The sequence below is a fragment of the Actimicrobium antarcticum genome (assembly GCF_039536745.1).
GTDB lineage: Bacteria > Pseudomonadota > Gammaproteobacteria > Burkholderiales > Burkholderiaceae_D > Actimicrobium > Actimicrobium antarcticum.
In genome coordinates, this window is record NZ_BAAAZE010000008.1 from 622483 (window position 1) to 640019 (window position 17537).

Sequence of the window (17537 nt, forward strand, 5' to 3'; positions counted from 1 at the left end):
CATGAACCAATCCCTGCGCGTGTCTCAGGTGGTGCTGGTTGAGGACGAACCCGCGCTGCGTCTCGCTACCGGCCAGACGCTGGAGCTGGGCGGCTTCACGGTGCAGGCATGCGCCAGCGCCGAACCGGCAGTGGCCTATCTGAACATCGACTATCCCGGTGTACTGGTGACCGACGTGCGCTTGCCCGGTCGCTCCGGTTTGCAGTTGCTGGCGCAAGTGACGGCGCTTGACCCGGATTTGCCGGTAGTGGTGGTGACCGGACATGGTGATGTCGAGATGGCGGTCGAGGCAATGCGCGCCGGTGCCTACGATTTCATTGAAAAGCCGTTTGCCGCCGAGCGCCTGCTGGCCACCGTGCGGCGCGCGCAGGAAAAGCGCAGCCTGATTCTGGCCAACCGGCGCTTGCTGGCGGCATGGTCGCAGCATCCTGATTTGCCGCCCTTGCTCGGACAATCGCCGGCAATCGAGCGGGTGCGTGCGCTGATCGCCTCGCTCGGACCAGCGCCGGTCGATGTGCTGATCAACGGCCAGACCGGCAGCGGCAAGGAAGTCGTCGCACGCCACCTGCATGCCGCCAGCGGGCGCAAAGGCCATTTTGTCGCGATCAATTGCGGCGCGTTGCCGGAATCGGTGTTCGAATCCGAGATATTCGGTCATGAAGCCGGCGCATTTACCAGCGCGCTCAAACGGCGTATCGGCAAGCTCGAATACGCGCACGGCGGCACGCTGTTCCTGGATGAAATCGAAAGCATGCCGCTGAACCTGCAAGTCAAGCTGTTGCGGGTACTGCAGGAGCGCACGCTGGAACGACTCGGCGGTAACGAGGCAGTGCCGTTTGATTGCCGCGTGATCGCTGCCACCAAGGTGGATTTGCTGCAGCTGAGTGCTGCTGGTAGTTTTCGAGAAGACCTGTATTACCGACTTGGCGTGGTCAGTATCGGCTTGCCCCGGTTGTCGCAGCGGCGCGACGATATTGCGCTGCTGCTGGCGCATTTCGTCCAGTCTGCCGCAGTGCGATTCCAGCGCGCGCGACCCGCCTGGACGGCCGCTCAGATGGCGCAATGGCAGTCGCGCGACTGGCCCGGCAATGTGCGCGAACTGCGTAATTTTGCCGAGCGACTGGTGCTCGGGATTGTCGACGACGCGCCGGCAGAGGCAGCAGCGGCAACAGCGGCAGCGCCAGAAAGTAATTTGCCGGCGCTGCTCGATGTCTACGAATGCACCCTGATTACGGCGGCGATGCAGGCCAGTGACGCCAGCGTGGCGCTGGCGGCCGAGCGGCTCGGCTTGCCCAAAAAAACCCTCTACGACAAATTGAAAAAATACCGGATCGCAGTCAGCCGGGCGTCTGACTGAGGCGCAATGAGGCCCACTGATGGCGTTGATCGGGGCCGTGTTGGTGTAAACTCGCCCGATGCAAACTTCCTTCTTCATTGCCGCAGCCGCGCTCTACGCCATCTGCGCATTCTTGCCCTCGCGCCAGCATCTGGCGATCTCAATTGGTACCGCGCTTGGCTGGACATTGCACGGACTGGCGTTATGGGGCGACGTCGTCGCGCCCGATTCGCTGCGGCTCGGTTTTGCCGTGATGCTGTCGGCGGCGCTCTGGATTTCGGTCGGATTTTACTGGCTGGACAACCGCAACCGGGCGCTCGATAGCCTGCGTGTGCTGGTCCTGCCGGTGGCGGCCTGTGCGGTGCTGTTGCCGATTGCTTTTCCGGGTAGTGCGATCACACTGGAAGGCAAGACCGTGCTGTTTCCGTGGCATGTCGCGGTAGCCATGCTGGCCTACAGCACGCTGACCATTGCTGCCTTCCACGCGGTCCTGATGGCATTGCAGGAATCCCATCTGCACGCATTGCGCGGCATGATCAATGAACGCAAGGGTGGCTGGTTCTCGATCGCCATTGCGCGCTTGCCGGCATTGCTGACCATGGAAAAAATTCTGTTTCGCATGATTGGTCTGGGCTTCACGCTGCTGACGCTGACGGTGGTCTCGGGGCTGGTGTTTTCCGAGCAGCTGTTCGGTAAGGCACTGACCTGGGATCACAAGACCATCTTCACGTTGCTGTCGTGGTTGCTGTTCGGTGTTCTGCTGGCCGGACGTCACTGGCGCGGCTGGCGCGGCAAGACTGCGCTGACCTTTACGCTGACCGGATTCGTTACCTTGTTGCTGGCTTATGTCGGCAGCCGCTTTGTGCTGGAAGTGGTGTTGCATCGGGGGCTGGCATGAGATTACTGCCGTGGCTGGTGCTACTGGTGTTGGTGATTTACGTCGTGCGCAAAAAAATCCGCAACGCCGTCGACGCGCAAGCGCGGGGTGCGCGTCAGGAACGCCCGGCCGAGCTTGACGGGGAGACCATGGTGCGCTGCGAAGAATGCGGCATCCATATCCCCGTGTCGGAGGCATTGCCCGGCCCGGGTGGTCGGGTTTTTTGCAGTGAGGAGCATCGCACCCGGAACGCTTCTTCCTGATGTTTGGTTTGCGCAATCACCGCATCGCAGCCGAGTCTGGCGGCATGCTGGCGCAGACCGAATCGCGCAACGCGCTCTGGCGTACGCTGCAGGCGTTCAACGTCACGCGCATCGTGGTGGCGGTCCTGCTGCTAATCTATGTCAGCCTCAACCAGATTCAAGCGGCAGGGTCGGAGAGCTCGATTCACTATCTGCAGCTGTGCAGTGTCTACCTGCTGGCCGCACTTTCTTTTCTGGTGTTGACGGCGATGTCGCGCGAGCGCTTCCTGTTGCAGTTGTCGACGCAGATCGCCGTCGATCTGCTGATTCTGTCGACACTATTCGTCTTGTCTGGCGGCGCCCGTGGCGGTCTGGCCATCCTGCTCCTGTTCCCGCTGGCCGGCGGCGCCATCCTCGCGCCGTTGGTACTGGCGCTGTTTTTTACCTCGCTGGTGTCGCTGTTGCTGTTGCTCGACAGTGTCTGGCAGTCGTTGCGTCTGGCGGCCGATGTCTCGATTTCGGCGGCCGGGCTGTACGGCATGGCATTTTTTGCCGCAGTCGTGCTGTTGAACCGGTTGGCCTCGAAGTTACTCAAGCAGGAAGCGCTGGCCGAGCAGCGCGGCAATGCGCTGCAACTGCAGGAGGCGATCAATCGGCTGGTTATTGCCGACATGGGCGACGGCATCCTGGTGGTCGATAGCGATACCACCATCGTCACCGGCAACCCGGCTGCCGAACTGATGCTGGGACTGACCTTGGGCGCTGACGGACCCGGCTATCGCCTGAGCGGGACTACGGCGCTGGTGCCCATTGCCGAGGCATTCCTGGCATGGGCTGCGCGTCCTGTCGCACGAGCGCGCGGTGACGACGCCGACGCCGGTTACGTCATGCTCAAACCCGGTGACGAGACACCCTCGGCCGGCGGTGGCCGGCGTGACCTGGGTGCCCACCTGAAGCTGCGTTTTGCCAATGTCGAGGCAGCTGGCCTGCAGCAGGATCGCACCGTGATCTTTCTGCAGGATGTCAGCGAGATCGAGAACCGGGCGCAAGAGCTGAAGCTGGCATCGATGGGACGCCTGACCGCCAGCATTGCCCACGAAGTACGCAATCCGTTGTCGGCGATTGCGTATGCCTCGTCGTTGCTGGAAGAAGAATCCCCGAGTCCGACCCAGACCCGCTTGCTGCGTATCGTCGATGACAATGTAGGCCGCCTGAACCGCATGATCGAAGATATCCTGAAGCTCTCGCGCAAGGCGCAGCCGCTCGGCGAGCCGCTGCAGCTGGAGCTGTTTTGTGCCGACATTCTGCCGGAGTTCATCACGATGAATGCACTGTCCGAACTGCTCATCGAGTTCTCGGGCGCAGGTAGCCATCGGGTGCACTTCGATCCGCTGCATTTGCGCGAAGTGCTCATGAACCTGCTGTCGAACGCCGTGCGCTATGCCAGTGGTGGCGCCGGCAGTATTCGCGTCGAGGTGATCGCGTCGGCACCAAACCGTATCGAGCTGCATGTCCGGGATGATGGCGTACCGATCACGCCGGCGGTGCGCGCACATTTGTTCGAGCCGTTTTACACGACCTCCAGCAAGGGCACCGGGCTGGGCTTGTACCTGGCACGCGAGCTGTGTCTGAACAACCAGGCCATGCTGGATTACGAGTGCCGTATCGATGCCGACGCGGCGGGCGACGCGAACCATGTGACCGAGTCGAGTGGTCGCTTCGTGATCGTGTTCGCCACTGCACAACTTCTTTAGCCGGAGTCAGTCCTGATGAGTTCACCCCGAATCCTGGTCGTCGATGATGAAGCCGACCTGCGCGAGCTGCTGGAAATCACGCTGCTGAAAATGGGGCTCGATGTCGATAGCGCCGATAGCCTGACGCAGGCGCGCGGGCTGCTGGCGGCGCACGAGTATGCGCTGGTGCTGACCGACATGCGTTTGCCGGACGGCTTCGGCATCGAACTGGTCCATGAAATCGTGGCCGGCGTACGCGCTATTCCGGTGGCAGTCATCACGGCGTTCGGCAGCGCTGATAATGCAGTCACTGCACTCAAGGCAGGCGCTTTCGATTACCTGTCCAAGCCGGTCCGTGTGGAGCAGTTGCGTCAGGTTGTGCATTCGGCGCTGGGGATCGACAAGAGCAATGTCCTGCCACGCAACAGCGCTGTTACGACAACGCCAGTGCGGCTGGTGGGCGCATCGGCGGCCATGCAGGATGTGCGCATGCAGATTGCGCGGCTGGCACGCAGCATGGCGCCCGTCGCGGTGACCGGTGAGTCCGGCAGCGGCAAGGAACTGGCCGCACGCGACATCCATAGCCAGAGCGCCCGCGCCGACAAGCCCTTCGTTGCCGTCAACTGCGGTGCGATACCCGAGGCGTTGATGGAGGCAGAATTCTTTGGTTACCGCAAAGGGGCATTTACCGGTGCCGCGGAAGACCGTGACGGATTTTTCCAGGCGGCCAGTGGCGGTACGCTGATGCTCGACGAAGTCGCCGATCTGCCCTTGGCCATGCAGGTCAAGTTGCTGCGGGCGATACAGGAGCGACGTGTGCGCAAGGTCGGCGCGACGGTGGAAGAGCCGGTCGATGTCCGGCTGATCAGTGCCACCCACCAGAATCTGGCCGAGTGCGTCGACAAGGGCAGGTTTCGTCAGGATTTGTATTACCGCCTCAATGTGATCGAATTGCGCTTGCCGCCGCTGCGCGAGCGGCTGGACGATATCGGCTTGCTGTCCGGCGTGATTCTGGCGCGCCTGGCGACGCCAGGAAACAGCGCGGTGCTGGCGCCGGCCGCACTCGATGCGCTGTGCCGCTACACGTTTCCGGGCAACGTACGCGAGCTGGAAAATATTCTGGAGCGCGCCATGGCATTTGCCAGCGATGGCGTCATCGAAGTGCCGGATCTGGCGATGCGGGGCGGACTTTCGCCGATGGTGCCAACCGTGATGCTGGCCGGGACGGTTGCGCTGGCACCATCGCCGGAGTCCGTCAGCACGCCCGCGGCGGACGAGTCCTTGCCGGCATCCTTGCCGGACCACCTCGATGACGTCGAGCGGCAGATCATCCGGCGCGCACTCGCCAAAACCCGCTTCAACCGGACCCAGGCAGCAGAACTGCTGGGCATCAGTTTTCGCCAGCTGCGCTACCGGATGCAACGACTGGAGATCCATGAGCCAGAGTGAGGCGGCGCTGCCATGCCGGATCGATCGGCAGGGCTGGTGCCCATCGGCACTCCAGGTGCGCTCGCCAAATTGCGATGAGCGCGCCGGTGGTACTGCGATCGACCTGCTGGTCATCCACAACATCAGTTTGCCACCGGGGCAATTCGGTGGTCCCTACATTGCTGACCTGTTCACCAATACGCTCGACGTCTCGGCAGACCCGTATTTCCCGCAACTGGCGACGCTGCGGGTGTCGAGCCATTTTCTGATTCGGCGCGACGGTCAGTTAGTCCAGTTTGTGTCAACCCTGCAACGCGCATGGCACGCAGGCGTGTCGCAATTCGGCGCACGCCAGCGCTGCAACGATTTTTCGATTGGGATCGAACTCGAAGGGTCCGATACGGAGCCGTTCACGGATGTCCAATATGCGAGCTTGTGCGATGTTAGCCACGCGCTGCAACAGGCTCATTGCCTGCAGGCAGTGACTGGCCATCAACACATTGCACCCGGCAGAAAGACCGACCCCGGCCCCTGCTTCGACTGGGCCCGCTATCGAGCCCAATGGGCATCAGGCTTGCCAGCCTGCGCACCGCAATCGGGCACGGATCGGCTGCCCCGGTTTGTCCTCGACTGATCACGATTAGTCAATAACCCAGCGGAAAAGCAACCGGAAAATCTGCGTCGAATTCAAATTTAGGGATTGCGGCATGAGTACGCACGCACTAGAATTAGTCAAAACCGCGAAAAGAATACTAGATGTAGTTTAAAACGTGGTTTTCTCGTTGGTGCTGTTTGCGTGTCCGCGTGATCGCGTCGTTGATGTCAGAGGCTGCGGACCGGCCTCATCAAAAAGAAAATCCGCTGCGGGCGTTGCGCCGTGCAGTGACCAGAAAACTCCGCAGGTCGTCGTCGTCGACACGGCCTGCCAGCTCCCGGCGAGCGTCAGCCAGTCGCCGGGATTCACTCTAAAAGGTACCGTATGCAATCTTCTGCAAATAGCTCCACCAAAGCCAATTTCGAATTTACTGCCAGCAGCGGTCAGGCCGCCAATGCGCCGACGGCACCCGGTCAGTCGACCGCGCTGGGCGAGTACCGCATCCTGCGCCGCAATGGCGCCGTGGTCGGTTTCGAGCCATCGAAAATCGCGATTGCAGTGACCAAGGCGTTCCTGGCAGTCAACGGCGGACAGGGCGCCGCGTCAGCACGCGTACGTGAACTGGTCGAGCAACTGACCGCGAACGTTGTCGCTGCGCTGGTGCGACGCCAACCGGCCGGCGGCACTTTCCACATCGAAGATATTCAGGATCAGGTTGAACTGGCGCTGATGCGTTCGGGCGAACATGACGTCGCGCGCGCTTACGTGCTGTATCGCGCCAAGCGGATGGAAGAGCGCGCACTGCTGCAAGCCGGTCGTCCGGCTGCCGCGTCGGTGCAATTGCACGTGACCGAAGACGGTCAGCGCCGCTTGCTCGACATGCAGGAAGTACGCAATCTGATCAATGCAGCGTGCCTCGGCCTGGAAAAGCATGTCGACGCCGAGGCGATTCTGGCCGAGACCGTCAAGAATCTGTATGACGGTGTCCCGGTCGAAGAACTGCACAAGTCCGCCATCCTGGCCGCCCGCGCCCTGATGGAAAAAGACCCGGCTTACACCACCGTGACCGCCCGCATCCTGATGCACACGATCCGCAAGGAAGTCTTTGGCAAGGAAGTCGCTCAGGCTGATGCGCAGACGCATTATCTGGAATACTTTCCGCAATTTATCCACAAGGGCATCGCCGCCGAACTGCTCGATCCCAAGCTGGCTGAATTCGACCTGACCCGGCTTGCCAGTGCGCTGGTCACGGACCGCGACCTGCAGTTCGGTTACATCGGTTTGCAGACGCTGTATGACCGCTACTTCCTGCACATCCGCGAGACCCGCATCGAAATGCCACAGGCGTTCTACATGCGCGTGGCGATGGGTCTGGCACTGGAAGAAGCCAACCGCGAAGAGCGGGCCATCGAGTTCTACAACCTGTTGTCGAGTTTCGATTTCATGAGCTCGACACCGACCCTGTTCAACTCGGGCACGCTGCGTTCGCAACTGTCATCGTGCTACCTGACCACGGTGTCGGACGACCTCGAAGGCATCTACGACGCGATCAAGGAAAACGCACTGCTGGCCAAGTACGCCGGCGGTCTGGGCAATGACTGGACCCCGGTGCGCGCGCTCGGTGCCCACATCAAGGGAACCAACGGCAAGTCGCAGGGCGTGGTGCCATTTCTGAAAGTGGTCAACGACACGGCCGTCGCGGTGAACCAGGGCGGCAAGCGCAAAGGCGCGGTCTGCGCTTACCTCGAAACCTGGCACATGGACATCGAGGAATTCCTCGACCTGCGCAAGAACACCGGCGATGACCGCCGCCGCACCCATGACATGAATACGGCCAACTGGATTCCCGATCTGTTCATGAAGCGCGTGATGGAAAAGGGTTCCTGGACCTTGTTTTCGCCGAGTGACGTGCCCGATCTGCATGACAAAGTTGGCCGTGCTTTCGAGGCTGCCTATACCGGTTACGAAGCCCGCGCAGCCAGCGGTGAGATGCGCCTGTTCAAGAAAGTCGAAGCGCTCGATCTGTGGCGCAAGATGCTGTCGATGCTGTTTGAAACCGGCCATCCGTGGATTACGTTCAAGGACCCGTGCAACATCCGTTCGCCGCAGCAGCACGTCGGCGTGGTGCACAGCTCGAACCTGTGTACCGAAATCACGTTGAACACCAACGCGTCCGAAATCGCGGTCTGCAACCTTGGCTCGGTCAACCTGCCGGCGCACATGAAAGACGGCAAACTCGATCACTTCAAATTGCAAAAGACGATCCGCATCGCGATGCGCATGCTGGACAACGTGATCGACATCAATTACTACGCAGTCCAGAAAGCGCGCGATGCCAACATGCGCCATCGTCCGGTCGGTCTGGGCATCATGGGGTTCCAGGATTGTCTGCACATGATGCGCATCCCGTATGCCTCGACCGCAGCCATCGCGTTCGCCGATACCTCGATGGAAGCGGTCTGCTATTACGCGTACACCGCCTCGACCGAACTGGCCGAAGAGCGCGGCCACTACAGCTCGTACAAAGGCTCGTTGTGGGATCGCGGAATCCTGCCGCAGGATTCGCTGAAACTCCTGATGGAGGAACGCGGTGGCTATCTGGAAACCGACCAGTCCGAATCGATGGACTGGGCACCGCTGCGCGCGCGCATCCGCAAGTTCGGCATGCGCAATTCGAACTGCGTGGCGATTGCGCCGACGGCGACGATTTCCAACATCATCGGCGTGGCAGCGTGCATCGAACCGACCTACCAGAACCTGTACGTGAAATCGAACCTGTCCGGTGAATTCACCGAGATTAACGAGTACCTGGTACGCGACCTGAAAGCGCGTGACCTGTGGGACGAAGTCATGATCTCGGACCTGAAGTATTTCGACGGTAGCCTGGCCCGGATCGATCGCGTGCCACAAGAGCTGCGTGCGATCTATGCGACGGCATTTGAAATCGAACCGTCGTGGCTGGTGGAAGCCGCGTCACGCCGGCAGAAGTGGATCGACCAGGCGCAGTCGCTCAATATCTACATGGCGGGTGCGTCCGGCAAGAAGCTCGACGAAACCTACAAGCTGGCCTGGTTGCGCGGTCTGAAAACCACGTATTACCTGCGCACGATAGGCGCCACGCATACCGAAAAATCGACCTCGAAAACCGGTTCATTGAACGCCGTGTCGGCTGATGGTGTCAGTAGTGGTGTGGCACTCAGCGCCTACACCACAGCCGGTGCAGCAACGGATGAACTGGCCGGACCGGCCTGCATGCTGCGCCCCGGCGATGACGGTTTCGAAGAGTGTGAGGCGTGTCAATAAGTTGGATAACCATTGCCGCATCATCGCGAAGATGCAATGGGCGGCGCGCGTGCAATCAATGTTCAGTGAACTGAATCTGAAAAAGGAAAATGATTATGTTGAGTTGGGATGATGAAGTCGCTCCTGCAGTAGCCCCTGCCGCCAAACCGGCTTTTGATGCGATCGCTCCGGCCGCTCCGGCTGCATCGGTGACCGCGCTGCACCCGGTCGCCGCCGATGTCGCGCCGGACCCGGCGCTGGTCGCGCAGCCTGCACCGCAGGTGGACAAGGCCCGTCGCATGAATGCCGCCGACAAGCGCATCATCAACGGCAATACCGACGTCAACCAGCTGGTGCCCTTCAAGTACAAATGGGCATGGGACAAATATCTGGCCGGTTGCGCCAATCACTGGATGCCGCAAGAGATCAACATGCAGCGCGATATCGAACTCTGGAAAAGCCCGAACGGCCTGACCGATGACGAGCGCCGCCTGGTCAAGCGCAACCTGGGTTTTTTTGTCACCGCCGATTCGCTGGCGGCCAACAATATCGTGCTCGGCACGTATCGCCACATCACCGCGCCGGAATGCCGTCAATACCTGTTGCGCCAGGCGTTTGAAGAAGCCATCCACACGCACGCCTACCAGTACATCACCGAGTCGCTGGGTCTGGACGAGGCAGAAATTTTCAATGCCTATCATGAAGTCAAATCGATCCGCGACAAGGACGAGTTCCTGATCCCGTTCATCGATGCACTGACCGACCCGCTGTTCACGACCGGCACGACAATCAATGACCAGAAATTGCTGAAGTCGCTGATCGTGTTTTCCTGCCTGATGGAAGGACTGTTTTTCTACGTGGGTTTTGCCCAGATCCTGGCGCTCGGGCGGCAAAATAAAATGGTCGGCGCGGCCGAACAGTATCAATATATTTTGCGTGACGAATCGATGCACTGTAACTTCGGAATCGATCTGGTGAACACGATCAAGATGGAAAATCCGCACCTCTGGACACCGGAATTCCGTGACGAAATCAAAGCGTTGTTTTTCACTGCAGTTGAGTTGGAATATCGTTACGCAGAGGATACAATGCCGCGTGGTGTGCTAGGGTTGAACGCGCCGATGTTCAAAGGGTATTTGCGATTTATTGCCAACCGTCGGGCGCAGCAAATCGGGCTCGAAGCGCTGTTCGATAATGAAGAAAATCCGTTTCCCTGGATGAGCGAAATGATCGACCTGAAAAAGGAACGCAACTTTTTCGAAACGCGGGTCATCGAGTATCAAACAGGTGGTGCCCTTAACTGGGAGTGAGTGATGAAACCGCTGCGGAATTGAGCTCTTCAACGCAGGCTCAAGCAGGCACAAGAGAGTGAGCAACATGTCAGGATTGTGCCTCCGCAAGAAAGAAAGGCGACACCCAAATTCAATGGACAGTCAACGTCGACCGAGATACTCAGTAATGCTGATGCCTAGCCTGGCCAGTCCGGTCACGACGACCTGTTTCCTGAAATACCGTGAACATGCAGTAACTACTATTCCGACGCTGGCGTAATCGCCGGCGTTTTTTTTGGCTGTAAAGATCGTTCTGCTGCCACTTCCGGGTGGCAGGATCTTCAGGTAGCGAGAGGGCAACCGGGCGCTCCAGTCAAATGGCTGAAGTGCTGCATCAGTGAGGAGATGCAGCAGTTCAGCTGGTGCCAGATTCACTAGCGCAAACAGACACTGCTTGCGCCGATGAATAATCCGACCGGGCCATTGCGATGGTGCGGTCGGGTTTCAGTCTAAGAGTGTATTTTTCCATCACGTGAAGGAGAAACAAAATGGCAACAGCAACAAAAAAAGCCGCAGCGAAGCCTGCTGCAAAGAAAGCTGCGCCGGCCAAGAAAGCCGTAGCGGCGCCAAAAGTCGAGGCCAAAAAAGCAGCCGCTAAACCGGTCGCCAAGAAAGTCGTGGCCGAGAAAAAAGCGGACGTCAAAAAAGCAGCTGCAAAACCAGCCGCCAAAAAAGTCGCCGAAGTGAAGAAGCCGGTCGCGAAAAAAGCAGCAGCAACAGCAGTGGCGAAAAAAGCAGTTGTCGCTGTCGCCAAGCCTGCAGCGAAAAAAGCAGCTGCCAAGCCAGTCGCTAAAAAGGCAGTCGCTGCAAAGCCGGTCGCCAAGAAAGCAGCCGCCAAGCCAGCCGCGAAAGTGGCTGTCAAGGCAGTCGCCAAAGCAGCCAAGCCAGCAGCAAAAGCAGCCGCGAAACCGGTTGCCAAAGCCGTTGCCAAACCAGCTGCAAAGGCGGTCGCAAAACCAGCTGCCAAAGCTGTTGCCAAGCCAGCCGCCAAAGCTGCTGCGAAGCCAGTTGCCAAGGCCGCTGCAAAGCCCGCTGCCAAGGTTGCCGCCAAGCCAGTGGTTAAAGCAGCAGCCAAACCGGCAGCAAAAGTCGCCGCCAAACCCGCTGTCAAGGCCGCTGCGAAACCAGCTGCGAAGCCAGTTGCCAAAGCCGCTGCCAAGCCAGTCGCCAAGGTAGCCGCCAAGCCAGCCGCTGCGCCTAAAAAAGCCGTCGTCGCGCCGGTTGCTGCAGCACCAAAGAAAGCTGCTGCGCCTAAAAAACCAGCGGCTCCCGCAGCGGCCGCTCCGGCTGTCAAGACCGTTCTGAATCCGGCATCTGCATGGCCGTTTCCAACCGGTCCACGGCCGTCGTAATTTTCGCCTGACGGAGTTCAGGCACAATGTCCGTTGCCCGGCGGTTGCCAGGTAACGGCTTTTTTTTGGGAGAACGCTTCGTGCTCACTAGTATTTTCACGCTGATCATCGACGCCATAACTGGCATGCTGGCAGGGATGTTATTGCTGCGTTTCTGGATGCAGGCAATCCGCGTGAGGCCACCCAATTCGGTGGCGCAATTCATTTTTCAATTGACCGACTGGCTGGTATTGCCGTTGCGGCGGGTGCTTCCCGGACTGGGCGGCTATGACTGGTCGAGTCTGGTTGGTGCAATCCTGGTGGCGTTGCTGGCGAGTGCCATCGACGTGGCGCTGGTAGCAGGCTTCGCGCCGGAACTGATCCTGCTGTTGGCGCTGATGCATATCGGCCAGTGGATACTGTATGGCTTCATGGGGATGATCCTGATCAGCGCGGTGTTCAGCTGGGTCAATCCGCAGGCACCGCTGGCGCCGTTTATTGCATCCCTGTCGGACCCGCTACTGCGCCCATTGCGTCGCATCGTACCGATGATTGGTAACATCGACCTGAGTCCGCTGGTGGCACTGCTGGCGCTGCAGATTGCGATGCAATTGTTGCGCTCTCTGGGTGGCGCGCTGGCCTGATGACGCAACGACCAGCTGGCTGGTGCAGCCTGCACGCCGATGGTGTCAGGCTGGCGGTGCAGGTCGCGGCGAATGCCAAAAAAACCGAAGTGGTCGGCGAGGCCGAGGCGATGCTGAAAATCAGGTTGCACGCGCAACCGATCGAGGGCAAGGCCAATGAGGCGCTGGTGCGCTTCATTGCCGGGCAACTGGATGTGCCGCGTAGCGCCGTGAAAGTCACGCATGGCTTGACCAGCAAGCGCAAGCTGCTGATGGTGAGCAGCGCGGCGCTGACTGTCGATGGGGTGGTGCGGTTGCTGCTGCCGTTACCGTTAGGGTGACGGCGGCCCGGCATCAGGTTGCGTTGCGGGTCGCCACGACGCGCGGTCTGCGGTAGATAAAACGGTTGTTGCTCCGTTGATGCAAGCCGGGTGCGGCCCGGCAGCCGGTTCTTTGCGCGGCGGCGTTGCGGCTTTGGGTCGTAGGTTGGGCTGCGAAGCCCAACATGCGTCAGGTTGCTTTGCGGGTCGCCACTGCGCGCGGTCGTCGGTAGCTAAAACGGGTTGCGCTCCGTCGCGATCAAGCCGGGTGCGGCCCGGCAGCCGGTCACTTCTTTTTGCTTCGCCAAAATGAAGTAACCAAGAAAAAGGCGACCGCTAGACCGCTGCCCTGCGGGTTCCCAAATACCGTGCCCGGTCAGGGGGAGGGCCGCAAACTCGCTACGCTCAGACAGTGCGGCCCTCTTATCCCCTGCCCGGACACGGTATTTGGCAGCGGCCTTTTATGCGGAATTCAACGTCAAGACCAAGCCCAGCCTTGATGATTGATTGATGGTCGGGCTCGCTTTGCGCGAGAAAGATGGCTTGTAAAAGCCTTGTAGGTTTTGGTTTTGACGTTGATTTTGATGTTGGTTTTGACGTTGGTTTTGACGTTGGTTTTGACGTTGATTTTGAAGTTGGTTTCGACGTTGGTTTGGAAGTCGATGTCGATCACGACGAGGAAGTTTTCTCGCGCAAAGCGAGCCTGACCATCAATCAATTACCAAGGCTTGGCTTGGTTTTGACCTTGAATTCCGCATAAAAAGATCGCTGCCAAAAACCGGGTACGGCAAGAGGATAAGAGGCCCGCACTGTCTGAGCGCAGCGAGTTTGCGGGCCTCCCTCTTGCCGTACCCGGTTTTTGGGAACCCGCAGGGCAGCGGTCTAGCGGTCGCCTTTTTCTTGGTTACTGCTTTTTGGCGAAGCAAAAAGAAGTGACCGGCTGCCGGGCCGCACCCGGCTTGCATCAACGGAGCGCAACCCGTTTTAGCTACCGCAGGCCGCAAACCGCAAACCGCAAACCGCAAACCGCAAACCGCAAAGAAAGCTAACCGCAAAGAAAGCTAACCGCATGTTGCGACTTTCAGCTCGTAGGTTGGGCTGCAAAGTCCAACATGCGTCAATCTCCCTATGCGGTCGTTGGTATTTACGCGGTTTGTGTCGCGTCGTGACCAAGCGTAATCCGTTGCATCTACCTATCGCCGTACCGTAATTTGACGCATGTTGGGTTTCGCCGCCCAACCTACGAAACGGGACGTTGTGGGCTGCGTCATGAACAAGCCCGAGGCGGCCCGGAAGCCGCAACCGCTGGCATGCAGCGTCCCCTAGAAATCGCCCTAAAACCGATACCCGAACGCCGCCATGAAGCGTTCCTCGATCTCGCTGCGTGACGGCGCATGGTTTTGTCCCCCCTGATGCGCAATCTTGATCGATCCCATCAGGCTAGACAACCGGCCGATGGTCGGCCAGTCGAGATCATGCGTGAGGCCATACAGCATGCCGGCGCGGAAGGCGTCGCCGCAGCCGGTCGGATCGATGATGTCGTCCACCGGTACGGGCGGGATGATCAGGCACTCGCCACCTGTATGAATTTCTGCACCGTTCTCACCGCGTGTCACGATCAGCGCGCCCACCCGGTCGGCAATCTGGGCAAAGGTCAGTCCAGTGCGTTCGGTCAACAGTGCTGCCTCGTAATCATTAACCGCGACATAGCTGGCCAGGTCGATGAAGGCGCGCAGTTCGGCGCCATTGAACATCGGCAAACCCTGGCCAGGATCGAAAATGAACGGTATCTCTAGTGCCACGCAATCGTTGGCGTGCTGCAGCATGCCGTCGCGGCCGTCCGGGGCGACGATGGCGATCTCGACTGCGCCGGCGTCAGCGACCCGGTTCATGTGCGACAGGGTCATGGCACCCGGATGGAATGCGGTGATCTGGTTGCTGTCGCCATCGGTGGTGATGAACGCCTGGGCGGTGTACGCATCGTCGATGCCGCGGATGCAGCGCGCCGAAATGCCTTGCCGTGCAAGGCGCTCCAGATACGGTCCGCCATCCTGGCCGATGGTCGCCATGATGAGCGGATCGCCGCCCAGCAGTTTCAGGTTGTAGGCGATATTGCCGGCGCAGCCGCCGAACTCCCGGCGCATGGCCGGTACCAGAAACGCCACGTTGATCTTGTGCAGCTGGTCCGCCAGCAATGCTTCGGCAAATCGTCCTTCGAATGACATGATGGTGTCATACGCTACCGAGCCGCAAATCAGAGATGTCATGAAAGATCCGGAAAAAAGTTGAGAGGGCGCGCACTCGCGCAATCAGGGGTAGAACAAATAGACGCGGTAATTCGAGACCTTTTCTTGCTGCAGCTCAAAGGCGACCTTGGCAGTGCGTTCGGACTTCGGGCCAAAGCCGCTGCTGATATCGGGTGCCGGTTGCAGATACTCGCCGGCGCTGAATACGCGACGCAGCACCGGGCGGTCGCTGGCATCCAGCAGCGTCAGCTCGATCGATGGCCAGCGTTGCGGCAAGTCGCTGTTATTGAGCAGCAGGACAGTGAGCGCGTAGCGATTTTTGGCCGGATCGATTGCAACCAGTTCATTCGATTCGATCGACACCGCACTGGCCTGCGCGAGCAGGTCGATGCTGCAGCCCGAGACCGAGCACAGCCGCACCAGCACGGGTTTGGTGGCAAGCAGCCGTGCCGCGATCTGGTTGCGAAATACAAACAGCGTCTGCACCAGCGCGCTGAGCGCCAGCAGTACGCAGCACGCGATCAACCAAGCACGCAGGTTGCGCCCCAGATGCTTGCGCTGGCGGCCATGCGTGACAAAGCTGGGTTCGTCCGCGACCGTGTCGTAACCGGTTGCATCGTTGTCGCTGGCATCTGCGTTGGCACGGGTGGAGCGCCAGGGCTGGCGTTGCAACTTGTCGAGGGCCTGGTCGATTTCGTCCGGTGCCGTGTCTTCGGGTGCTGGTTTGGAGGGCGCTTTCAGCGGAATCACGAAGTCCTGCCCGGCTGCCGGTGGTATCGGTGCCTCGTCCGGCGCGTCGTCGTCGTACGAAAAGTGCATCAGCGTCATGCGCTGTAGCGGGTCGGTACTGTCCAGAGGCACCGGCGGCGAGTCCACCAGTGGCGCCATGCCGGGTTTGGACGACGCCACGGGATGCTTGGGAGCACCGGGGTCCATCTCGTCGAACGCCGGGTAAAAATCATCCGCATCTGCGGCTCTGGGGGGCGCTGCTGGCGTCGCTGTGGCCGGTTGGATGATCGGAGCTGCCAGATTGCCGGCGGCTTGCCCTGACGTGTCTTGCTGCGTCAGGGGTAGCGCCAGTGCAGCGACCGTTGTTTCTCGTGCTACCGCGGCGCTGGCTGCGGGCCGCAGCAAATGTTCGATGCCATTAAAAATCTGTTTGCAGGCGCCGCAGCGGACCAGTCCGGCGCGCAGCTTGAGCTGGTCATGCGCGACGCGAAATGTCGTCTGACAGTGTGGGCACTGCGTCGCGAGCGCCATTGCCGTCAGGTCGTCGAGACCAGCTTGCCTGACAGCGCCACCCAGCCTTCGCGCTCGGCCCAGACCGACAGGACGAGGAACGGCGCGTAAGCGGCGATGACTTCCTCTGCCTGCGTGGCTAGCACGCCCGACAGAACCAGTGCACCGTCCGCAGCAAGGCGCGCACACAACATCGGTGCCAGCACTTTCAGCGGGCCGGACAGGATATTGGCGACCACGATGTCGAAGACTTGCTTGTCGTTGTCGCGATGGAATTCATCCGGCAGAAAATACGCAATCTCGCAATCATTACGCTCGCTGTTGAAACGGGCCGATTCGATCGCTTGCGGATCGATGTCGACACCGATGACGTCACGCGCGCCGAGCTTCTTTGCGACCAGCGCCAGAATCCCGGAGCCACAGCCATAGTCCAGCACCGTGTTCTGTTGCGGTGCGTTCGCTTCCAGCCATTCCATGCACAGACGCGTGGTCGGATGGCTGCCGGTGCCGAATGCCAGACCCGGATCGAGCTCCAGGATCAGGCCGTCCGGGTCGGGGGCATCGTGCCAGCTGGGCACGACCCAGATATGTTTACCAATATGGATCGGTGCAAACTGGGACTGGGTCAGACGCACCCAATCCTGTTCCTCGACAGTGCGCAAACTGAACGGTAGCGCGTCGGGTGCCAGCGGCAATCCGGCGATGCCGATGGCTTCGGCAATCAGCGCCTCCGCATCGATCGTCGTCTCGGTCAGTGCCACCACGCGGCTGCGTTCCCACGCGGCCTGTTCCGGTTCCATGCCGGGTTCGCCAAATAACGGCTGTTCCGCCGCCGTGCCTTCATCGGCGTCTTCGACCGAAACCGACAGGGCGCCGGCCTCCATCAACGCATCCGACAGGCTCTCGGCATGGTTGCGGGGCACTTCAATCACGATTTCGGTCCAGCTCATGGTT

Annotated in this window: 15 protein-coding genes; 12 read left to right on the forward strand and 3 right to left on the reverse strand. The window is 60.1% G+C overall.

Annotated elements, in window-relative coordinates:
* The first annotated feature begins 1 nt into the window (after position 1).
* From ABD720_RS10780 to ABD720_RS10835, 12 genes are all read left to right on the forward strand, one after another.
* Complete coding sequence (locus ABD720_RS10780) at positions 2-1357, forward strand: sigma-54-dependent transcriptional regulator (protein ID WP_344763286.1); 1356 nt, start codon at positions 2-4, stop codon at positions 1355-1357.
* A gap of 58 nt (positions 1358-1415) precedes the next feature.
* The gene (locus tag ABD720_RS10785) at positions 1416-2234 is read left to right on the forward strand and encodes a cytochrome C assembly family protein (protein ID WP_344763287.1); all 819 of its coding nucleotides are present in this window, start codon (positions 1416-1418) and stop codon (positions 2232-2234) included.
* Positions 2231-2476 carry a PP0621 family protein gene (locus ABD720_RS10790; protein WP_344763288.1) on the forward strand — a complete coding sequence of 82 codons (246 nt, stop codon included), beginning with the start codon at positions 2231-2233 and terminating at the stop codon, positions 2474-2476. The genes ABD720_RS10785 and ABD720_RS10790 overlap by 4 nt, the downstream gene beginning before the upstream one ends.
* Positions 2476-4209 carry a two-component system sensor histidine kinase NtrB gene (locus tag ABD720_RS10795; RefSeq protein ID WP_344763290.1) on the forward strand — a complete coding sequence of 578 codons (1734 nt, stop codon included), beginning with the start codon at positions 2476-2478 and terminating at the stop codon, positions 4207-4209. The genes ABD720_RS10790 and ABD720_RS10795 overlap by 1 nt, the downstream gene beginning before the upstream one ends.
* Before the next feature lie 15 nt (positions 4210-4224).
* Complete coding sequence (locus ABD720_RS10800; RefSeq protein WP_344763291.1) at positions 4225-5637, forward strand: sigma-54-dependent transcriptional regulator; 1413 nt, start codon at positions 4225-4227, stop codon at positions 5635-5637.
* Positions 5624-6250, forward strand: coding sequence for a 1,6-anhydro-N-acetylmuramyl-L-alanine amidase AmpD (gene ampD / locus ABD720_RS10805; protein WP_344763292.1), 627 nt, complete (start codon positions 5624-5626; stop codon positions 6248-6250). The genes ABD720_RS10800 and ampD overlap by 14 nt, the downstream gene beginning before the upstream one ends.
* 345 nt (positions 6251-6595) lie before the next feature.
* A complete protein-coding gene (locus ABD720_RS10810; RefSeq protein WP_344763294.1) occupies positions 6596-9514 on the forward strand; it encodes a ribonucleoside-diphosphate reductase subunit alpha in 2919 nt (972 codons plus the stop codon).
* 95 nt (positions 9515-9609) lie between these two features.
* Positions 9610-10803, forward strand: coding sequence for a ribonucleotide-diphosphate reductase subunit beta (locus ABD720_RS10815; RefSeq protein ID WP_344763295.1), 1194 nt, complete (start codon positions 9610-9612; stop codon positions 10801-10803).
* A gap of 509 nt (positions 10804-11312) precedes the next feature.
* The gene (locus ABD720_RS10820) at positions 11313-12176 is read left to right on the forward strand and encodes a transcriptional regulator (protein ID WP_344763296.1); all 864 of its coding nucleotides are present in this window, start codon (positions 11313-11315) and stop codon (positions 12174-12176) included.
* A gap of 80 nt (positions 12177-12256) precedes the next feature.
* Positions 12257-12799, forward strand: a complete 543-nt coding sequence (locus ABD720_RS10825; protein WP_344763297.1) for a YggT family protein — start codon at positions 12257-12259, stop codon at positions 12797-12799.
* Entirely contained in the window at positions 12799-13119 is a 321-nt protein-coding gene (locus ABD720_RS10830) for a DUF167 domain-containing protein (RefSeq protein ID WP_344763298.1), read from the forward strand. Before ABD720_RS10825 ends, ABD720_RS10830 begins: the two co-directional genes overlap by 1 nt.
* Positions 13120-13636: 517 nt before the next feature.
* The gene (locus ABD720_RS10835) at positions 13637-13858 is read left to right on the forward strand and encodes a hypothetical protein (RefSeq protein WP_344763299.1); all 222 of its coding nucleotides are present in this window, start codon (positions 13637-13639) and stop codon (positions 13856-13858) included.
* 574 nt (positions 13859-14432) lie between these two features.
* Here ABD720_RS10835 and ABD720_RS10840 read toward each other — a convergent pair.
* Genes ABD720_RS10840 through prmA form a run of 3 tightly spaced genes read right to left on the reverse strand, consistent with a single transcriptional unit; the run spans position 14433 to position 17533 of the window.
* Positions 14433-15365, reverse strand: a complete 933-nt coding sequence (locus ABD720_RS10840; RefSeq protein WP_344763300.1) for a carbohydrate kinase family protein — start codon at positions 15363-15365, stop codon at positions 14433-14435.
* A gap of 42 nt (positions 15366-15407) precedes the next feature.
* Positions 15408-16604: a DUF3426 domain-containing protein gene (locus tag ABD720_RS10845; protein ID WP_344763301.1), complete on the reverse strand. Its 1197-nt coding sequence runs from the start codon at positions 16602-16604 to the stop codon at positions 15408-15410.
* A 5-nt stretch (positions 16605-16609) separates the two neighbouring features.
* Positions 16610-17533: a 50S ribosomal protein L11 methyltransferase gene (gene prmA / locus ABD720_RS10850; RefSeq protein WP_344763302.1), complete on the reverse strand. Its 924-nt coding sequence runs from the start codon at positions 17531-17533 to the stop codon at positions 16610-16612.
* Positions 17534-17537: the final 4 nt, after the last annotated feature.